Source organism: Streptomyces albiflavescens (assembly GCF_014645835.1).
Lineage (GTDB): Bacteria > Actinomycetota > Actinomycetes > Streptomycetales > Streptomycetaceae > Streptomyces > Streptomyces albiflavescens.
On the sequence record NZ_BMMM01000010.1, the window covers coordinates 23,961 to 41,361 of the forward strand.

18 protein-coding genes and 1 pseudogene are annotated in these 17,401 nt (G+C 68.4%); 6 read left to right on the forward strand and 13 right to left on the reverse strand.

What is annotated here, in order from left to right; all coding sequences use genetic code 11:
• Positions 1–199: 199 nt before the first annotated feature.
• From IEY95_RS25740 to cseC, 4 genes are read left to right on the forward strand one after another with little or no spacing between them, the layout of a single operon-like run.
• Positions 200–751, forward strand: a complete 552-nt coding sequence (locus IEY95_RS25740) for a SigE family RNA polymerase sigma factor (RefSeq protein ID WP_189188513.1) — start codon at positions 200–202, stop codon at positions 749–751.
• Positions 739–1,398 (forward strand): hypothetical protein, encoded by a 660-nt coding sequence (locus IEY95_RS25745; protein ID WP_189188514.1) that lies wholly within the window; start codon positions 739–741, stop codon positions 1,396–1,398. The genes IEY95_RS25740 and IEY95_RS25745 overlap by 13 nt, the downstream gene beginning before the upstream one ends.
• A 19-nt stretch (positions 1,399–1,417) precedes the next feature.
• Positions 1,418–2,122, forward strand: a complete 705-nt coding sequence (cseB, locus tag IEY95_RS25750) for a two-component system response regulator CseB (protein ID WP_189188515.1) — start codon at positions 1,418–1,420, stop codon at positions 2,120–2,122.
• 8 nt (positions 2,123–2,130) lie between these two features.
• Complete coding sequence (gene cseC, locus IEY95_RS25755) at positions 2,131–3,510, forward strand: two-component system sensor histidine kinase CseC (RefSeq protein ID WP_373294545.1); 1,380 nt, start codon at positions 2,131–2,133, stop codon at positions 3,508–3,510.
• A gap of 310 nt (positions 3,511–3,820) precedes the next feature.
• Here the strand turns inward: cseC and IEY95_RS25760 are convergent, their stop codons facing one another.
• From IEY95_RS25760 to IEY95_RS25775, 4 genes are all read right to left on the reverse strand, one after another.
• Positions 3,821–4,237, reverse strand: a complete 417-nt coding sequence (locus IEY95_RS25760) for a glycosyl hydrolase (RefSeq protein ID WP_189188516.1) — start codon at positions 4,235–4,237, stop codon at positions 3,821–3,823.
• Positions 4,238–4,385: 148 nt separating this feature from the next.
• Positions 4,386–4,832 carry a VOC family protein gene (locus IEY95_RS25765; RefSeq protein ID WP_189188777.1) on the reverse strand — a complete coding sequence of 149 codons (447 nt, stop codon included), beginning with the start codon at positions 4,830–4,832 and terminating at the stop codon, positions 4,386–4,388.
• A gap of 65 nt (positions 4,833–4,897) precedes the next feature.
• A complete protein-coding gene (locus IEY95_RS25770; protein ID WP_189188778.1) occupies positions 4,898–5,320 on the reverse strand; it encodes a helix-turn-helix transcriptional regulator in 423 nt (140 codons plus the stop codon).
• Between the two features lie 277 nt (positions 5,321–5,597).
• A complete protein-coding gene (locus tag IEY95_RS25775) occupies positions 5,598–7,199 on the reverse strand; it encodes an MDR family MFS transporter (protein WP_189188517.1) in 1,602 nt (533 codons plus the stop codon).
• 170 nt (positions 7,200–7,369) lie between these two features.
• Here IEY95_RS25775 and IEY95_RS25780 point away from each other — a divergent pair, with 170 nt between their 5' ends.
• Positions 7,370–7,966 (forward strand): TetR/AcrR family transcriptional regulator, encoded by a 597-nt coding sequence (locus IEY95_RS25780; protein ID WP_189188518.1) that lies wholly within the window; start codon positions 7,370–7,372, stop codon positions 7,964–7,966.
• On the opposite strand, the gene IEY95_RS25785 is transcribed toward IEY95_RS25780, so the two are convergent.
• Together IEY95_RS25785 and IEY95_RS25790 are read right to left on the reverse strand one after the other, a co-directional pair.
• On the reverse strand, positions 7,963–8,589 hold the full coding sequence (locus tag IEY95_RS25785) for a M23 family metallopeptidase (protein WP_189188519.1): 627 nt from the start codon (positions 8,587–8,589) through the stop codon (positions 7,963–7,965). The genes IEY95_RS25780 and IEY95_RS25785 overlap by 4 nt on opposite strands.
• Before the next feature lie 553 nt (positions 8,590–9,142).
• Positions 9,143–11,668, reverse strand: coding sequence for an ATP-dependent Clp protease ATP-binding subunit (locus IEY95_RS25790; RefSeq protein ID WP_189188520.1), 2,526 nt, complete (start codon positions 11,666–11,668; stop codon positions 9,143–9,145).
• Between the two features lie 430 nt (positions 11,669–12,098).
• On the opposite strand from IEY95_RS25790, the gene IEY95_RS25795 reads away from it, so the two are divergent.
• Positions 12,099–12,710 carry an SCO3374 family protein gene (locus IEY95_RS25795; protein WP_189188521.1) on the forward strand — a complete coding sequence of 204 codons (612 nt, stop codon included), beginning with the start codon at positions 12,099–12,101 and terminating at the stop codon, positions 12,708–12,710.
• Here IEY95_RS25795 and IEY95_RS25800 read toward each other — a convergent pair.
• The 7 genes and pseudogenes from IEY95_RS25800 to nadC form a co-directional block, all read right to left on the reverse strand.
• Positions 12,689–13,024 (reverse strand): histone-like nucleoid-structuring protein Lsr2, encoded by a 336-nt coding sequence (locus IEY95_RS25800; protein WP_010986119.1) that lies wholly within the window; start codon positions 13,022–13,024, stop codon positions 12,689–12,691. The genes IEY95_RS25795 and IEY95_RS25800 overlap by 22 nt on opposite strands.
• Before the next feature lie 225 nt (positions 13,025–13,249).
• Positions 13,250–13,801 carry an amino-acid N-acetyltransferase gene (locus IEY95_RS25805; protein ID WP_189188522.1) on the reverse strand — a complete coding sequence of 184 codons (552 nt, stop codon included), beginning with the start codon at positions 13,799–13,801 and terminating at the stop codon, positions 13,250–13,252.
• A gap of 9 nt (positions 13,802–13,810) precedes the next feature.
• Positions 13,811–14,266 (reverse strand): BlaI/MecI/CopY family transcriptional regulator, encoded by a 456-nt coding sequence (locus IEY95_RS25810; protein WP_189188523.1) that lies wholly within the window; start codon positions 14,264–14,266, stop codon positions 13,811–13,813.
• A gap of 201 nt (positions 14,267–14,467) precedes the next feature.
• Entirely contained in the window at positions 14,468–14,647 is a 180-nt protein-coding gene (locus IEY95_RS25815) for a hypothetical protein (protein WP_189188524.1), read from the reverse strand.
• 14 nt (positions 14,648–14,661) lie between these two features.
• Positions 14,662–15,270, reverse strand: a complete 609-nt coding sequence (locus IEY95_RS25820) for a hypothetical protein (RefSeq protein ID WP_189188779.1) — start codon at positions 15,268–15,270, stop codon at positions 14,662–14,664.
• Between the two features lie 270 nt (positions 15,271–15,540).
• The gene (locus tag IEY95_RS25825; protein ID WP_189188525.1) at positions 15,541–16,338 is read right to left on the reverse strand and encodes a type III pantothenate kinase; all 798 of its coding nucleotides are present in this window, start codon (positions 16,336–16,338) and stop codon (positions 15,541–15,543) included.
• Between the two features lie 86 nt (positions 16,339–16,424).
• Positions 16,425–17,396: pseudogene (gene nadC, locus IEY95_RS25830) on the reverse strand (carboxylating nicotinate-nucleotide diphosphorylase); the annotation flags it as partial.
• Between the last annotated feature and the right edge of the window lie 5 nt (positions 17,397–17,401).

Sequence of the window (17,401 nt, forward strand, 5' to 3'; positions counted from 1 at the left end):
ACGTACAACCGCCTCGCCTTACCCCGCACCTACATCCGTTACACAACCGACGGACAGCCGATTGCTTGCCGCAGGCTGGCTCGGACAACCCCGTGACAACGCCTCCGTAGCTTCATCTCCGTACCGCACACAGTGCGGCACAGAGGCAACGGACAACCGGCAGCAGGCGGGTCGGAAACGGGGATGGAGGCGGTTGATCATGGCGCACGGCGAGGTGCTCGAATTCGAAGAGTACGTCCGCACTCGGCAGGACGCGCTGCTGCGCAGTGCCCGCCGCCTGGTCCCCGACCCGGTCGACGCCCAGGACCTGCTGCAGACCGCGCTCGTACGGACGTACGGCCGCTGGGACGGCATCGCGGACAAGCGGCTGGCCGACGCGTACCTGCGCCGCGTGATGATCAATACGCGCACCGAGTGGTGGCGGGCCCGGAAGCTGGAGGAGGTCCCGACGGAGCAGCTTCCGGACGCGTCCGTCGACGACTCCACCGAGCAGCACGCGGACCGCGCGCTGCTGATGGACATCATGAAGGTGCTGGCTCCGAAACAGCGCAGTGTCGTGGTGCTGCGACACTGGGAGCAGATGTCCACGGAGGAGACGGCCGCCGCGCTTGGCATGTCGGCCGGAACGGTCAAGAGCACGCTGCACCGGGCGCTGGCCCGGCTCCGCGAGGAGCTGGAGAGCCGGGACTACCAGGAGCGCGGCGTCCGCGCGCTCGAACCGAGTGAGGAGCGGGAGCGTTGCGCGGCCTAGGAACTCGGGCCAGGGAGGTCCTGACGGCGGGGAGTACGGCAGCGGCCGGGCTCACCGCCCTCGGCCTTTTCTTGACCGCCTGCGCCACGGGCGGTACGGGCGCCCGCGACGAGGGTCCGGCGGGCAGTGAGGCGGTGGCCAAGGGCGCCGCCACGCCCACCGCCTCCGCCTCCGCCTCCGCCTCGACCGGCAGGGTGGCCAAGCGGGTGGACGCGGTCCAGCTCGTCAAGGACGACCCGCAGGTCAGCGCGTCGGTCAAGCGCGATCTGAAGCCGTGCGTCGGCGATGAGTATCCGGTCGACGTGTCCTACGGGAATCTGACCGGCGGCACTTTGGACGATGTCGTGGTCAACGTGATGACCTGCGGCGATGCGGTCGGCGTCGGCTCCTATGTGTATCGCGAGGAAGGCAACAAATACGAGAATGTCTTCGCGGCCGAGGAGCCTCCGGTCTACGCCGAGATCGACCGGGGCGATCTGGTGGTCACCCAGCAGCTGTACAAGAAGGGCGACCCGGTGTCGTATCCCTCCAGCGAAGAAGTGATCACCTACGGCTGGTCCGCGACCCGCTTCGTCGAACATTCCCGGATCCACAACGACTACAGCAACGCGGTGGGCGGCACCGACACCCCCGCCCCCGCGAACTGAGAGCACACGGAGCAGCCGGATGGCAGAGCAGACCCATGTCCTGTTCGTCGAGGACGACGACGTCATCCGCGAGGCCACGCAGCTCGCCCTGGAGCGCGACGGCTTCGCGGTCACCGCGATGCCCGACGGACTGTCCGGCCTGGAGGCGTTCCGCGCCGACCGCCCCGACATCGCCCTGCTGGATGTCATGGTGCCCGGACTCGACGGTGTCTCGCTGTGCCGCCGTATCCGCGACGAGTCGACCGTCCCCGTGATCATGCTGTCCGCGCGCGCCGACTCGATCGATGTCGTGCTCGGCCTGGAGGCGGGCGCCGACGACTACGTGACCAAGCCCTTCGACGGCGCCGTCCTGGTCGCCCGCATCCGTGCCGTGCTGCGCCGCTTCGGACACGCCAACGGCGGCGCCCAGGCCACCGAGGGCTCCGCGTCCGTCGACGGCGGGGTGCTCGCCTTCGGCGACCTGGAGATCGACACCGAGGGCATGGAGGTGCTCAAGGGCGGTGTGCCGGTGGCACTCACGCCCACCGAGATGCGGCTGCTCCTGGAGTTCTCGTCCGCGCCGGGCACGGTGCTCAGCCGTGACAAGCTGCTCGAACGTGTGTGGGACTACGGCTGGGGCGGAGACACCCGGGTCGTCGACGTCCATGTGCAGCGGCTGCGCACGAAGATCGGCCAGGACCGGATCGAGACGGTCCGCGGCTTCGGCTACAAGTTGAAGGCCTGAGCGGGAGTATGCGGGGGATTTTTCAGCGTCCGGGTGGCGGCGGTGCGGGCATCGGCCTGAACAGGGACACCAGTGACGGCGTGAGCATCCGCACCGGCATCCGGTGGAAGCTCAGCACGGCCATCGCCCTGGTCGGCGCCCTGGTCGCGATCGCACTGAGCCTGGTCGTGCACAACGCGGCGCGCGTGTCGATGCTCGACAACTCGCGCGACCTGGCGGACGAGCGCATCCAGCTCGCCCAGCGCATGTACGGGCCCGGCCGGCCGCCGCCCTTCGGGGCCAAGATCGACGACCCCGCCATACCGGCGGACCTGCTGGCGAAGGTCACGGAGGGGCGGCGGGCCACCTATGTGTCCGACGGCCCGCACGGGGTGCCCGACATCTGGGCCGCCGTACCGCTCAGGGACGGCAGGGTGCTGTCCTGGCACGAGCGGTTCACGGACCGCAACGCGGACGTCATGAAGGACCTCGACCAGGCGCTCATCATCGGCTCCATCGCGGTCGTCTTCGGCGGGAGCGCGCTGGGCGTGCTCATCGGCGGCCAGCTGTCGCGCCGGCTGCGCAAGGCCGCGTCCGCCGCGAACCAGGTCGCCAAGGGCGAGACCGACGTACGGGTACGGGAGGCGATCGGCGGTGTCGTGCGTGACGAGACCGACGACCTCGCGCGCGCCGTGGACGCCATGGCGGACGCACTCCAGCAGCGCATCGAGGCGGAGCGCCGGGTGACCGCGGACATCGCGCACGAGCTGCGTACGCCGGTGACCGGGTTGCTGACGGCGGCCGAGCTCCTGCCGCCCGGCCGTCCCACCGAGCTCGTCCGGGACCGGGCGCAGGCCATGCGCACCCTCGTCGAGGACGTCCTGGAGGTCGCCCGGCTCGACGGTGCGTCCGAGCGGGCCGAACTGCAGGACATCATGCTCGGCGAGTTCGTGTCGCGCCGCGTGGCCGTCAAGGACGCGGACGTCGATGTGCGCGTGGTGCACGAGTCGGAGGTCACGACGGACCCGAGGCGTCTGGAGCGCGTTCTGTTCAACCTCCTCGCGAACGCCTCCCGGCACGGCAAGCCGCCGATCGAGGTCACCGTCGAGGGCCGCGTCATCCGCGTCCGCGACCACGGTCCCGGCTTCCCCGAGGCGCTCCTCGCCGAGGGCCCGAGCCGCTTCCGCACGGGCAGCAGCGACCGCGCGGGCCACGGCCACGGCCTGGGCCTGACCATCGCCGCGGGCCAGGCCCGGGTGCTGGGTGCCCGGCTGACCTTCCGCAACGTACGCCCGGCGGGCGCACCGGACGACGTACCCGCCGAGGGCGCGGTCGCGGTGCTGTGGCTGCCGGAGCACGCGCCGACGAACACGGGTAGCTATCCGATGCTGCCGGCGTCCGGGAAGTAGCGCGCTGACGCGTAACGCGCTGACGCGTAAGGGGCGTGGCCGGAGAATTCCGGCCACGCCCCTTACGCATGCGAGCCCGATCAGGAGGCCCGGTCAGGAGGACTCGGGAGCCCGAGGGGCCCGGAGGCCCGGAGGCCCGGAGGCCCGACGCTGCGCCACGTGCCGGTACTGGGAGCGGTGGATCGCCCTCCGTCCCCGGTACCCGTCCCAGTACTACTGGGAGCGGTGGATCGCCGTCCGTCCCAGTACTACGGGGAGCGGTGGATCGCCGTCGTCCTCGTACCACTTGGTGCAGCGAACCGCCGCCGTCCTAGTACCACTTGGTGCAGTGGATCGTCGTGTTGTAGCCCGAGTCGCCGCAGGCCCGCATCAGCTGGCCGTTGCGGTCGCGCCAGGCCTCGGTCCAGACGCTGCCGCCGCTCTCGATCTCCCGCCAGCCCAGCTGCGGCTCCCAGGTGCGCCCGCCGTCGCTGCTGCGGTCGACCCAGACGTGCATCCCGACGGCGCCGACGACGATCCGGCCCCAGGCGCAGGTGCCGTCCCCGGCCCCGTTCACCCGCAGCTCGATGCCCTGGCCGCGCGCCCCGATCACTTCCTGGACGGTCCTGCCGTTGTTGTTGTTGCAGCCGTCCGCGGCGCTGGCGGTGCTGGAGCCGGCCATGGCCAGCAGTCCGGTGGTCATCATCAATGCCGAAGCCGTGGCCGCGACCTTCTTGTTCACGCGCATGTGCTGTTCCCCCTGGAAGCCCTGAGGCACTTTCTTGTGGTCGATGCCTGAATTCTGGGCGGCCAGAGGGGGGCGGACCATCCTGGACAACAGAGGTTGACGGGCGCGCGACCTGCGTGTTAGCACCCGCCCGCAGATCGGAAGGGGGTCAGCAGCCCCAGTCCTTCTCCAGATCGAGCCCACCCTCTCGCGGCTGGTTGAACGAGAACCAGTTCCCGGAATCGTCGCGGAACACCGCTTCCGTCCCGTACGGGCGCTCCTGCGGCTCCTGCAGGAACTCCACACCACGGTCCTTGAGCTTCTTGTAGTCCCCCTGGATGTCGTCGGTGGTCAGCGCGCCCGCGCCGAGCACACCCTTGGCCACGAGCTTCTTCATCATCTCGGCGGACTCGGGGTCCATCGCGGGCGGTCCGGGCACCATGAGCGTCAGCTCGACGTCGGGCTGGTTCGCGGCACCGACGGTGATCCAGCGCATGCCGCCGTCGCCCATCGTCATGTCCGTACGGACTTCGAGGCCGAGCTTCTCGGTGTAGAACTCCTTGGCCCGGTCCTGGTCGAGGACCCAGACGGTCGAAATGGCGAGTCCCTTGATCATGGTGTGCTCCCAGCGGTGCGGGTGGTCGTCCTTGACTTGCCCTGCCACGGTAGGCAGCGACGGGCTCAGGGTGCTTCTTCGGAATTGCGCTCTCGCGCACCGGGCCCCGGCCGGAAGCCGCCGGCCCAGAGCATCGCGTAGCACCCCGGTATGAGTGCGGTCCCCCGCCCCACGTGCTGTGCCCGGTACTCGCTCGGAGTCAGCCCGGTCCATGCCTTGAAGCGCGCCGAGAACGTACCGAGGCTGCTGAAGCCGACCAGGTTGCAGATCTCGGTCACCGAGAGGTTCGCGGTGCGCAGCAGGTCTTCGGCCCGGTCGATACGACGGTGGGTCAGATACTGGCCCGGCGTCTCGCCGTACGCCGCCTTGAAGGCCCGTATGAAGTGATAGCGCGAGTAACCGGCATGCGCGGCCACCGCGTCGAGATCGAGCCCGGGCTCCGCCCAGTCGCGGTCCATCGCGTCCTTGGCGAGCCGCAGCTGCCGCATTTTGTCCACGGTTCAGATGGTGGCACGAGGGACTGACAGTCGGCCTCGACCGGAGATCTCTGAGCTCGTCCGGCCTTCGAGGACGAGCGCGAAGGGAGATTCGGGAGGTCCGGAGGCAGAGCCCCCGGATACGGGCCGGGCAGCGGGCGGAGGGAGCGAAGCCTGTCCGCCCCCAGCCCCATACACCCGCCCATGAATCCGCCCCCAGCCCCGTACACCCGCCCATGAAGAAGGCCCCCGGGGCGGACAACGCCGGGGGCCTTCGGAGCAAGAGCGGTCAGACCGCCTCAGCCACGGTTTCCATGGACGCCACATCGCCCGCAGGCTTCGGCGCGGCCGGCCCCGCCCCCTTCAGCGGAACCTCCTTCACGAACACCGCCGCGACCAGCGCGACCACAGCCACCACGGACCCGAGCAGGAACGCGGAGTGCGTACCGGAGGACACCGCGTGCTGGTAGGCCTCCCGGGCCGCGGCCGGCAGCTTCGCCAGGCTGGCCGCGTCGAGCTGCGCGGACTGCTCGGTCACCTTGGACCCGAGCGCCCCGGCCCGCTCGGCCATGACGTCCTGCACCCGGTGGTTGAACAGCGCGCCCATGATGGCGACACCGAAGGAGGACCCCAGCGTCCGGAACAGGGTGGTCGACGAGGACGCGACGCCCATGTCCTTCATCTCGACGCTGTTCTGCGCGACCAGCATGGTGATCTGCATCAGGCAGCCCATGCCCGCACCGAGCACCGCCATGTACAGCCCGGACATCAGCCGCGTCGTCTCGGTGTCCATCTGCGCGAGCAGGAACAGCCCCACGATCATCAGCACACTGCCGACGAGCGGAAAGACCTTGTAGCGGCCGCTGTTGGTGGTGACCCGCCCCGCGACCATCGAGACGGCGAGCATCGCGCCGAGCATCGGCAGGAGCAGCAGCCCGGAGTTGGTGGCGGACGCGCCCTGCACGGACTGCTGGTACAGCGGCAGGAAGAGCACCGCGCCGAACATCACGAAGCCGGTGATGAAGCCGATGATCGACATCAGGGTGAAGTTGCGGCTCTTGAAGATGTGCAGCGGCACGACCGGCGCGGCGGCCTTGGTCTGCCAGAAGACGAATCCCACGAGCGCGGCGACGCCGATCCCGATCAGCTCCATGATGCGGGCGGAGCCCCAGGCGTACTCGGAACCGCCCCAGGTGGTGACCAGCACGATGGCCGAGATACCGAGAGCCAGCAGTCCCGCGCCGAGGTAGTCGATCTTCGCCTCGACCCGCTTCTTCGGCAGGTGCAGTACGGCGCTGACCGCGAGGAGCGCTACGACGCCGAGGGGCAGGTTGATGTAGAAGGACCAGCGCCAGCCCCAGTGGTCGGTGATCGTGCCGCCGACCAGCGGGCCGAGGATCATGGCGAACGCCATCACGCCGGCCATCATGCCCTGGTACTTGCCTCGCTCCCGCGGCGGAATCAGGTCGCCGATGATCGCCATGACGCCGACCATCAGACCACCGGCGCCCAGGCCCTGAATGGCGCGGAACCCGATGAGCTGGCCCATGTCCTGGGCCATGCCGCTCAGCGCTGAGCCGATCAGGAAGAGCACGATCGAGGTCATGAAGGCGCCCTTGCGCCCGTACATGTCGCCGAGCTTGCCCCAGATCGGGGTGGAGGCGGCGGTGGCGAGCGTATACGCCGTGACCACCCAGGACAGGTGTTCGAGGCCGCCCAGTTCGCCGACGATCGTCGGCATCGCCGTGCCTACGATCATGTTGTCGAGCATCGCCAGGAGCATCGCGATCATGAGCGCGAGCAGCACGACGCGTACGCTGCGTGGCTGTTGGTCGGTCTGCTCCGTTGGCTGTTTGTCGGTCTGTGCGACCGTTTCGGTGTTGTCCGCCATCGTTCCCACTCCCCTAGGTACTGCCGCCGGGCCGACTACTTACTTGCCGACCGGCAAGTTGACTACACTCAGGGAAACTAGCCTCGCAACTAGCCGGGCGTCAAGTAAGTTTAAGTAGTTTTACTAGCCGGGCGACAGGTAAGTTTTCAGGGAGCGCAAGGAGTACGAGGATGGGCGGCACCATGGACGGCACCAAGCGACAGCGCCGCGGGGACACCCGCCAGCGCATCCAGGACGTGGCCCTCGAACTCTTCTCCGAGCAGGGCTACGAGAAGACCTCGCTGCGCGAGATCGCCGAGCACCTCGACGTGACCAAGGCGGCGCTCTACTACCACTTCAAGACCAAGGAAGAGATCCTCATCAGCCTCTTCGAGGATCTGACGAGGCCCCTCGACGAGCTGATCGAGTGGGGCAAGCAGCAGCCGCACACCCTGGAGACCAAACATGAGGTGCTGCGCCGCTACAGCGACGCCCTCACCGGCGCGGCCCCGCTCTTCCGCTTCATGCAGGAGAACCAGGCGACGGTACGAGAGCTGAGCATCGGCGAGACCTTCAAGGACCGCATGCTCAGCATGCTCGACATCATCAAGGAGCCGGGTGCGCCGCTGACCGACCAGGTCCGCTGCATCAGCGCGCTCTTCACGATGCACGCCGGGATGTTCGTCCTCAAAGACGTCGAAGGCGACCCCGAGGACAAGCGCAAGGCGGTCCTGGAGGTCGCGATCGATCTGGTGACGCAGGCGCAGGGAGGCGCGACGCCGTCTTAGACGGTCACACCCTTGGCGCGCAGGAAGGCGACGGGGTCGATGGCGGACCCGTAGTTGGGCGTCGTACGGATCTCGAAGTGCAGGTGCGGCCCGCTGGAGTTTCCGGTGTTGCCGGACAGCGCTATGTGCTGGCCGGTGGCGACGACCTGGCCGATCCGTACATCGATACGCGACAGGTGGGCGTACTGCGAGTAGGTCCCGTTGCCGTGCTTGATGACGATGGCGTTGCCGTAGGCGGGACCGTCGCCGGCACCATTGCCGCCGGCCTTCACCACGGTGCCGCCGTGCGCGGCGAGGACCTCGGTGCCCTGCGGCACCGCGTAGTCCTGGCCGGAGTGCTTGTGGGCCCACATGCCGCCGGCCTGGTTGAAGGTGGCGGACAGGGTGTACTTCTGCACCGGGTCGACCCAGGCGGCGGCATTCTTGGCGGCGGCGGCCTTGGTCTGAGCGGCGACCTGCGTCTGCACGGCGTTCGCCGCGGTGACGGTTCCGCCGGCGGCGAGGGTGTCGGCGGTCGCGACTCCGGCACCCAGCACGACCGAGGCGCCGAGACCGACGGCCAGGACGGCCGCCCGTGAGCGGATGGACGTACGGGAGAGACGGAACGTGACGCGCTTCGACATGGAGACCTCGCGGGGAAGGAGACGGGGGTCAAACACCACCCGGCGCACAGCCGGCGACCGAGTGGGCCATCCCTTGGTAACCCGGGGCCCCACAAACCCCCAAAACGCCCATCTACGACTTCAGGTCGTACTTCGCCCCAAAATTTAACGAACCTTGACAGCTCCGACATCCCTATAAGGGATCTTCCGGATTTATCACGCGAACCAAGGTTTAGCCCCTCTTCAAGGCTTCACTCCCCTTGGGAAACACCCCGTGGACCTTCGCGCCCCTGCGATACAGAAACCACGTTCGGGACACCGGGGCAAAGGTCCCTTTTGTCCGTTCTGGTCTGTCCACTATTCGACCTAGTAAGGGACAAAACGCCTGTGCGTCATGTCACCGACGGGACGGATCCGGGCGCCCGGGAATGTGACGTGGGCTACGGGAAACCAGGGCCTCTCCCCACCCAGAACGGCACGGCCTCTCCCTACTCGAACGGGGCTGCCCCAGACCCAAAAGGGGCTGCCCCAGGACCGAAGTCCTGGGGCAGCCCCTGTTCGGGCGCCGTGGCGCCTACGCGTCCTTGCTCAGGTTGGGACCGGCCCCACCCGCGGCCTGCTCGATCGGCGGGACGTCGGGGAGTGCCGACTTCTCCTCACCTCGGAAGGTGAAGGTCTTGGCCTCGCCCTCGCCCTCCGTGTCGACGACCACGATGTGGCCGGGACGCAGCTCGCTGAAGAGGATCTTCTCCGAGAGCGCGTCCTCGATCTCGCGCTGGATGGTCCGGCGCAGCGGCCGGGCGCCCAGGACGGGGTCGTACCCCTTCTTCGCGAGCAGCGACTTGGCGCTCGGGCTGAGCTCCAGGCCCATGTCGCGGTCCTTCAGGCGCTCATCCACCTTGGCGATCATGAGGTCGACGATCTGGATGATGTCTTCCTCGGTGAGCTGGTGGAAGACCACCGTGTCGTCGACACGGTTCAGGAACTCCGGGCGGAAGTGCTGCTTCAGCTCGTCGTTGACCTTGTTCTTCATCCGCTCGTAGCTGGACTTCGTGTCACCCGCGGCGGCGAAGCCGAGGTTGAAGCCCTTGGAGATGTCCCGGGTGCCGAGGTTGGTCGTCATGATGATGACCGTGTTCTTGAAGTCCACGACCCGGCCCTGGGAGTCGGTCAGGCGACCGTCCTCCAGGATCTGCAGCAGCGAGTTGAAGATGTCCGGGTGGGCCTTCTCCACCTCGTCGAAGAGGACGACGGAGAACGGCTTGCGGCGGACCTTCTCGGTCAGCTGGCCGCCCTCTTCGTAGCCCACGTATCCGGGGGGCGAACCGAAGAGACGCGACACCGTGTGCTTCTCGCTGAACTCCGACATGTCGAGGGCGATCAGCGCGTCCTCGTCACCGAAGAGGAACTCGGCGAGGGTCTTCGACAGCTCGGTCTTACCGACACCCGACGGGCCCGCGAAGATGAACGAACCACCGGGGCGCTTCGGGTCCTTCAGACCCGCTCGCGTGCGACGGATCGCCTGCGAGAGCGCCTTGATGGCGTCCTTCTGGCCGATGACCCGCTTGTGGAGCTCGTCCTCCATGCGGAGCAGACGCGAGGACTCCTCCTCGGTCAGCTTGAAGACCGGGATGCCCGTGGCCGTGGCCAGGACCTCGGCGATCAGCTCGCCGTCGACCTCGGCGACGACGTCCATGTCGCCGGCCTTCCACTCCTTCTCCCGCTTGGCCTTCGCGGCCAGGAGCTGCTTCTCCTTGTCGCGGAGGGAGGCGGCCTTCTCGAAGTCCTGCGAGTCGATCGCGGACTCCTTGTCGCGGCGCACACCCGCGATCTTCTCGTCGAACTCGCGGAGGTCCGGCGGAGCGGTCATCCGACGGATGCGCATCCGGGAGCCCGCCTCGTCGATCAGGTCGATCGCCTTGTCGGGGAGGAACCGGTCCGAGATGTACCGGTCCGCGAGCGTCGCGGCCTGGACCAGAGCCTCGTCCGTGATGGAGACACGGTGGTGCGCCTCGTAACGGTCGCGCAGGCCCTTGAGGATCTCGATCGTGTGCGGAAGGGAAGGCTCCGCCACCTGGATCGGCTGGAAGCGGCGCTCGAGGGCCGCGTCCTTCTCGAGGTGCTTGCGGTACTCGTCGAGCGTCGTCGCACCGATGGTCTGCAGCTCGCCACGGGCCAGCATCGGCTTCAGGATCGAAGCCGCGTCGATGGCGCCCTCGGCGGCACCCGCACCGACCAGCGTGTGAAGCTCGTCGATGAACAGGATGATGTCGCCGCGGGTGCGGATCTCCTTGAGCACCTTCTTCAGGCGCTCCTCGAAGTCACCGCGGTAGCGGGAGCCGGCGACCAGTGCGCCGAGGTCCAGGGTGTAGAGGTGCTTGTCCTTCAGGGTCTCGGGCACCTCGCCCTTGACGATGGCCTGGGCGAGGCCCTCGACGACGGCGGTCTTGCCGACGCCGGGCTCACCGATCAGGACCGGGTTGTTCTTCGTACGGCGGGACAGCACCTGCATGACCCGCTCGATCTCCTTCTCGCGCCCGATGACCGGGTCGAGCTTGGACTCACGAGCGGCCTGGGTGAGGTTCCGGCCGAACTGATCGAGGACCAGGGACGTGGAGGGGGTGCCCTCCGCAGGACCGCCGGCGGCGGCGGTCTCCTTGCCCTGGTAGCCGGAGAGCAGCTGGATGACCTGCTGCCGCACCCGGTTGAGGTCTGCGCCCAGCTTGACCAGGACCTGGGCGGCGACGCCCTCGCCCTCACGGATCAGGCCGAGCAGGATGTGCTCCGTGCCGATGTAGTTGTGGCCCAGCTGAAGAGCCTCACGGAGCGACAGCTCCAGGACCTTCTTGGCACGGGGGGTGAAGGGAATGTGGCCCGAGGGCGCCTGCTGGCCCTGGCCGATGATCTCCTCCACCTGCTGGCGGACCGCCTCGAGCGAAATCCCGAGGCTCTCCAGGGCCTTAGCGGCGACACCCTCACCCTCGTGGATCAGGCCCAGGAGAATGTGCTCGGTGCCGATGTAGTTGTGGTTGAGCATCCGGGCTTCTTCCTGAGCCAGGACGACAACCCGCCGCGCGCGGTCGGTGAACCTCTCGAACATCGTTAATCGCTCCTCAGAGCGGTCAGGCAGTGAGGGGACGCTCCCCTCGCTGTCCTTCCGCAGCTTAGTCCCGCAAGCGGGGACCGCTCATTCCAACTGCCGACACCGTCCTTGGCCTCCTGACCCCGAACGCCGACATATGCTCCAACCTGATGGTGCGAGACGATGTTCCCGCAGGCCAGGCAGATACCCTCACCATCTGTACGCCGATGGCGAACGTGAGATGCCCGATCCATGCGTGTCGCCCCTCCCACTAGGGATGTCTTACCCGTACGCACTGACACTCCATGCGGCGCACACCGGTTCCCTCCGCTATGGGCGAACATCCTTGCGCCGCCGAACACCTCCGCACGCCCCCTTTTCCGGCACTCTGTGCATTCACCGGAATACTCAGCGTAACTCTGGAGCTCTTCCGGCTGTTGCTCCTGGCATGGTTCCCACAGTTCCCATCGTCCCTCTCCCTCGGCGACCGCTCGACTCGAGCGATCCAGTACTGCGGTGGTACGAGAACGAACTGGGCTGGGCGGCAGTGCCCGGGCCGCCGGTACGGCTTGTCACGGGGCTGCGCTTCGACGTGCTGGAGGTGCCGGCGGAGGCGGGGCGCGCGGCGCTGCGGCATCTGGGCCCGGCGTCTCCGGTGACCTTGCAGGGGAACCGGATGCGGGTCCTGGTGGCCGCGGGCAGCGCGGACGAACTGCCGGGGCTGCTCGACTGGCTGGAGTGGGGCGCCCTCGCACTGGATCTCACGGCGATCGGCGCGGGCGGGAGCATCGAGGCTCCGCCGCCACCGGGAACGGCCGGGGCTCCCCACCCTTCGGGAATGCCCGCACTGCCGGCGGCTCCGGAAAACTCACAGGGGGCCGCCGTGTGGCTGCGGCCCCCCGAATTCGGGCGCGAGGTCGAACCCTCGCTGCCGACACTGTCGGCTGTGGGGGGCGGTGGGGGCGCCCCCGATCTCGTACGACTCGTGGACACGATGGCAACGCATTGCCATCGCGTAAGGCTGCGGCGTACGTGTGCTCAGCCGTTGGCCTTCTCGTAGGCCTCACGAATGGACGCGGGAACTCGACCACGGTCGTTGACCTCGTAGCCGTTCTCCTTCGCCCACGCGCGGATCTGCGCGGTGTCCTGGCTGCCACCGGAAGCGACACGTGCCTTTCCGCGTCCGCCCGAAGCGCGGCCTCCGGTACGACGACCACCCTTCACGTAGGGCTCGAGAAGGCCACGGAGCTTGTCCGCATTGGCGGTCGTGAGATCGATTTCGTACGTCTTGCCGTCCAGCGCGAACGTCACGGTCTCGTCCGCCTCGCCACCGTCGAGGTCGTCGACAAGAAGGACCTGAACCTTCTGTGCCACCGGATTTCCTTTCATCGATAACTTCAGGGCCGGGGGTCTGCGGCGTCCGCCGTTTCGCCGTCCCCTGTTATATGCAGTACTGCAGTACGTCGGAAAGCAAACCGCTTTTGCTGGAAAAACACAAACCCCTGGGGGAGACTCACAGGGCACTGGCAGACCGGAAACGTACGCGTTTCGGACATAGGGAACCTGGGCAAGCCGGTCCGCCGGAATAGTCGTCGGCGATCACAGATGCAGAAGCATCCGGCTGTTGCCCAAGGTGTTCGGTTTCACTCGTTCGAGACCGAGGAACTCCGCCACGCCCTCGTCATAGGAACGCAGGAGCTCAGCGTAGACATCGGTGTCGACGGGTGTCTCGCCGATCTCCACGAAGCCGTGCTTCGCGAAGAACTCGACTTCGAAGGTCAGACAGAAAACGCGTCGAACACCGAGCCAACGGGCGGTCTGCAGCAACTTCTCCAGCAACTGATGACCGACGCCGAAGCCCTTGACCGCCGGGTTCACGGCGAGAGTGCGGACTTCCGCGAGGTCTTCCCACATCACGTGCAGCGCACCGCAGCCGACCACCTCAGTACTTGAGCCGGCGCCGCGTTCCGCGACCCAGAACTCCTGGATGTCCTCGTAAAGCGTCACCGTCGCTTTGTCGAGCAGGATGCGGCGCCGGACGTTCGCATCAAGCAGGCGGCGTACGGCCGGGACATCGCTGGTCCTGGCCCGGCGGACGGTGATGGCTTTTGCGGCGACTTCGGGATGCTCTGCGGGATGCTCAGCTGGCATGGGCGGACGCTATCGCCCGGCGTCGCCCTCGGCCGCGGCGGGGTTCTCGTCCACCGGGTTCCCGGTGGGGTTCTCCGACGTTGGCGTTTCGGTGGTGGGGGTTTCCGGTCCCTGGACCATACGCACGGCATCGCGCAGGGCTTCGCGCTGTTCCGGGGACATCATGCCGAAGAAGGCGACGAGAGCGGCGGCGGGGTTGTCACTCTGCGACCAGGCATCGTTCATCAGTGCGGCCGCGTAGGCGGCACGTGTGGAGACCGCCTCATATCGATAGGCCCGGCCTTCGGCCTCACGGCGCACCCAGCCCTTCTGATGGAGATTGTCCAAAACGGTCATCACCGTGGTGTACGCGATGGACCGTTCCCGCTGAAGGTCTTCCAGGACTTCTCGAACGGTCACCGGGCGGTTCCACTTCCACACCCGCGTCATGACCGCGTCTTCGAGTTCTCCCAATGGGCGAGGCACAGCTCAGAACAATAGTGGGAGATCACCAACAAAAAGGGCGTACGACTCGAAAAACGTATGAGTCGTACGCCGTCTTACGTGGATGTGGGCGCGGAGGGTGCGATACAGCTCAGCGCGGCCGTCCTCCGCAGTCCCGGTCGGCTTGCCCGCGGCTCGCCCGCCCGCGGCCGGTCTGTCGGCCCGCGGGTCTGCCGGCCGGGCTCAGACCTCGGTGTCGCGGGAGGCCTGGCGGGCGCTCTCCGCGCGCGCCAGGGTGGCGTCGACGACCGCGTCCTCCTTGGCCTTGTTGGCCCCGCCCTGGGTCTTCACGATCGTCACGATCAGCCCGATGAAGAACACGGCCATCACTACGGGGGGCACGAGCGCGGAGACATAGTCCATGCCCTCCAGAGTAGCTAGCCCGCCGCGAGCTGCTGAGGGGGGTTCGCCGGCGGCGGCGCGGCCTTGCGCTTCGGCGGGAACACCTCGCCGGGCGTGGGGATGGGCCGGTCCGGGCGCGGGGTCTTGACCGGAGGCTGTGGCTTCGGTTCGACGGCGGGCTTGTCCGCCGGTTTCTTGGCGGGTTCCTCGGAGGCCAGGCCCCCGGGGAGGGCCAGCAGCCGGGCGCGGGACGGAGGGACCAGCTGGGTCGTGCGGCCCGCCAGGCGGGCGCGTACGTCCGCTTCGGCGAGGGCCCTGCAGCGGTCCAGGAGGGTGGTCGCGGTGGGGTTGTCACGCAGGGCCCGGAGCGCGGCGAGGTCGTCGGGGTCCGGCCGGTAACCGGCGCCGAGCGCCTCCTCCAGAAGCGCGAGGTAACCGCCGGTGGCACCCGGCAGGGCGGCGCGGTAGCGGGCGAGGTCGGCCAGCAGGAAGGCCCGGAGCCTGGCTCCCTCGCGGGTCGCCTCGTCGACGGACTGGGCGAGACGGAGGCATTCCTGGACGTCCTCGGCCGAGGCGTGGCTGGGGTGCAGGGCGAGGGCGAGAGCGCGACGGAGCACACGCAGCTCCTCCGCACCGAACGCCATGCCGCCGCGGGATCCGTATGGCGTGGGCATGCGCCGACGATACGCGCTAATCAGACAAAATCCGCATAGCAGGAGAGCGCGGCGCGTCTCCCTCCGGGTGCCGCGGGAGGGGTTCTCGCCCCGCCGCCGCTGCCCGTCCCGTCACTGGGGCGGCCGCCCCCAGCCCCCGCTTCGACCCTGGCGGCCTCGTACGCGAACGCCGGAGGGGCTGAACATCAGCCCCTCCGGCGTTCGAGGAGTGGGAGTGTGCGGGCGGAGGGGGCGAAAGCCCTACGTACGCGACACGTTCCGCTCATAGACCAGCCGCAGTCCGATCAGTGTCAGCCATGGCTCGTGTTCGTCGATGACCGAGGCCTCGCCGAGGACCATCGGGGCCAGGCCGCCCGTGGCGATGACGGTGACGTCGTCGGGATCGTCGGCGAGTTCACGGGCCATCCGGTTGACGACCCCGTCGACCTGCCCGGCGAACCCGTACACGATGCCTGCCTGCATCGCCTCGACGGTGTTCTTCCCGATCACCGCCCGCGGCCGGGCCAGCTCGATCTTGCGAAGCTGAGCGCCCCGTACACCGAGCGCCTCCACGGAGATCTCGATACCGGGCGCGATGACACCACCCGCGTACTCCCCGCGCGCGGACACCGCGTCGAACGTCGTCGCCGTACCGAAGTCGACGACGATGGCGGGCCCCCCGTAGAGCTCGACGGCGGCCACCGCGTTGATGATGCGGTCGGCGCCGACCTCCTTGGGGTTGTCCATCAGGATCGGTACGCCCGTCTTGATGCCGGGTTCGACCAGAACGGCGGGGACGTCGCCGTAGTAGCGCCGCGTGACCTCTCGCAGCTCGTGCAGGACGGACGGGACCGTGGAGCAGATGGCGATGCCGTCGATGCCGTCGCCGAGCTCCTCGCCGAGCAGCGGGTGCATGCCCATGAGGCCCTGGAGGAGCACGGCGAGCTCGTCGGCCGTGCGGCGGGCGTCCGTGGAGATGCGCCAGTGCTCGACGATCTCCTCCCCGTCGAAGAGGCCGAGGACGGTGTGGGTGTTGCCGACGTCGATCGTGAGGAGCATCTGCCCTACTCCGCCTCGCTCGTCGAGGCCGCGTCCGCCGATCCGTCGTGCGCCGACGCGTCATGCGCCGCTACCTCGTCCGGCGCGGCCTCGCGCAGGTCGAGGCCGATGTCCAGGATCGGCGAGGAGTGCGTGAGGGCACCCACGGCCAGGTAGTCGACACCCGTCGCGGCGTAGGCCGCCGCGTTGCCCAGGGTGAGCCGGCCCGAGGCCTCCAGGAGGGCGCGGCCGTCGACGAGGGCGACGGCCTCCTCGCACTCGACGGGTGTGAAGTTGTCCAGAAGGATCAGGTCGGCGCCCGCGTCCACGACCTCGCGCAGCTGGTGCAGGGTGTCGACCTCGACCTCGATCGGAACCTCCGGGAAGGACTCCCGTACGGCCTTGAAGGCCTGCGCCACGCCGCCCGCAGCGACCACGTGGTTGTCCTTCACCAGCGCGGCGTCCGAGAGGGACATGCGGTGGTTGACGCCACCGCCGCAGCGCACCGCGAACTTCTCCAGCGAGCGCAGGCCCGGCGTCGTCTTGCGGGTGTCACGCACGCGGGCCTTGGTGCCCTCCAGAGCGTCCGCCCACGCGCGCGTGGCCGTCGCGATGCCGGACAGGCGGCAGAGCAGGTTCAGCGCGCTGCGCTCGGCCGTCAGCAGGTCACGGGTGCGGGTGGTGACGCTGAGGAGCTTCTGGCCCTCCTCGACGCGATCGCCGTCGTCGACGTGCCGCTCGACCGCGAACTCGTCGGTGCAGACCACGGAGATGACCGCCTCGGCCACCCGCAGCCCCGCGACGACGCCCGCGTCGCGAGCGGTGAAGTCGGCGGTGGAGATGGCGTCCTCGGGGATGGTCGCGACGGTCGTCACGTCCACGCCGTGGTCGAGGTCCTCCTGGATGGCCACGTTGGCGATGTCCTCGACCTCGAGGGGGTCGAGACCGGCGTCGGCGAGGAGCTGGGCGAGCGCGGGGTCGAGGCCGCACTCCATGTACTCCTCGTCCATGTCGGCGCCGCAGCCGCAGCCGTCGCCGCAGCCGCCGCTCTGGGCGAGGGGAAGGTCGGGGGTGCTCACTGCTC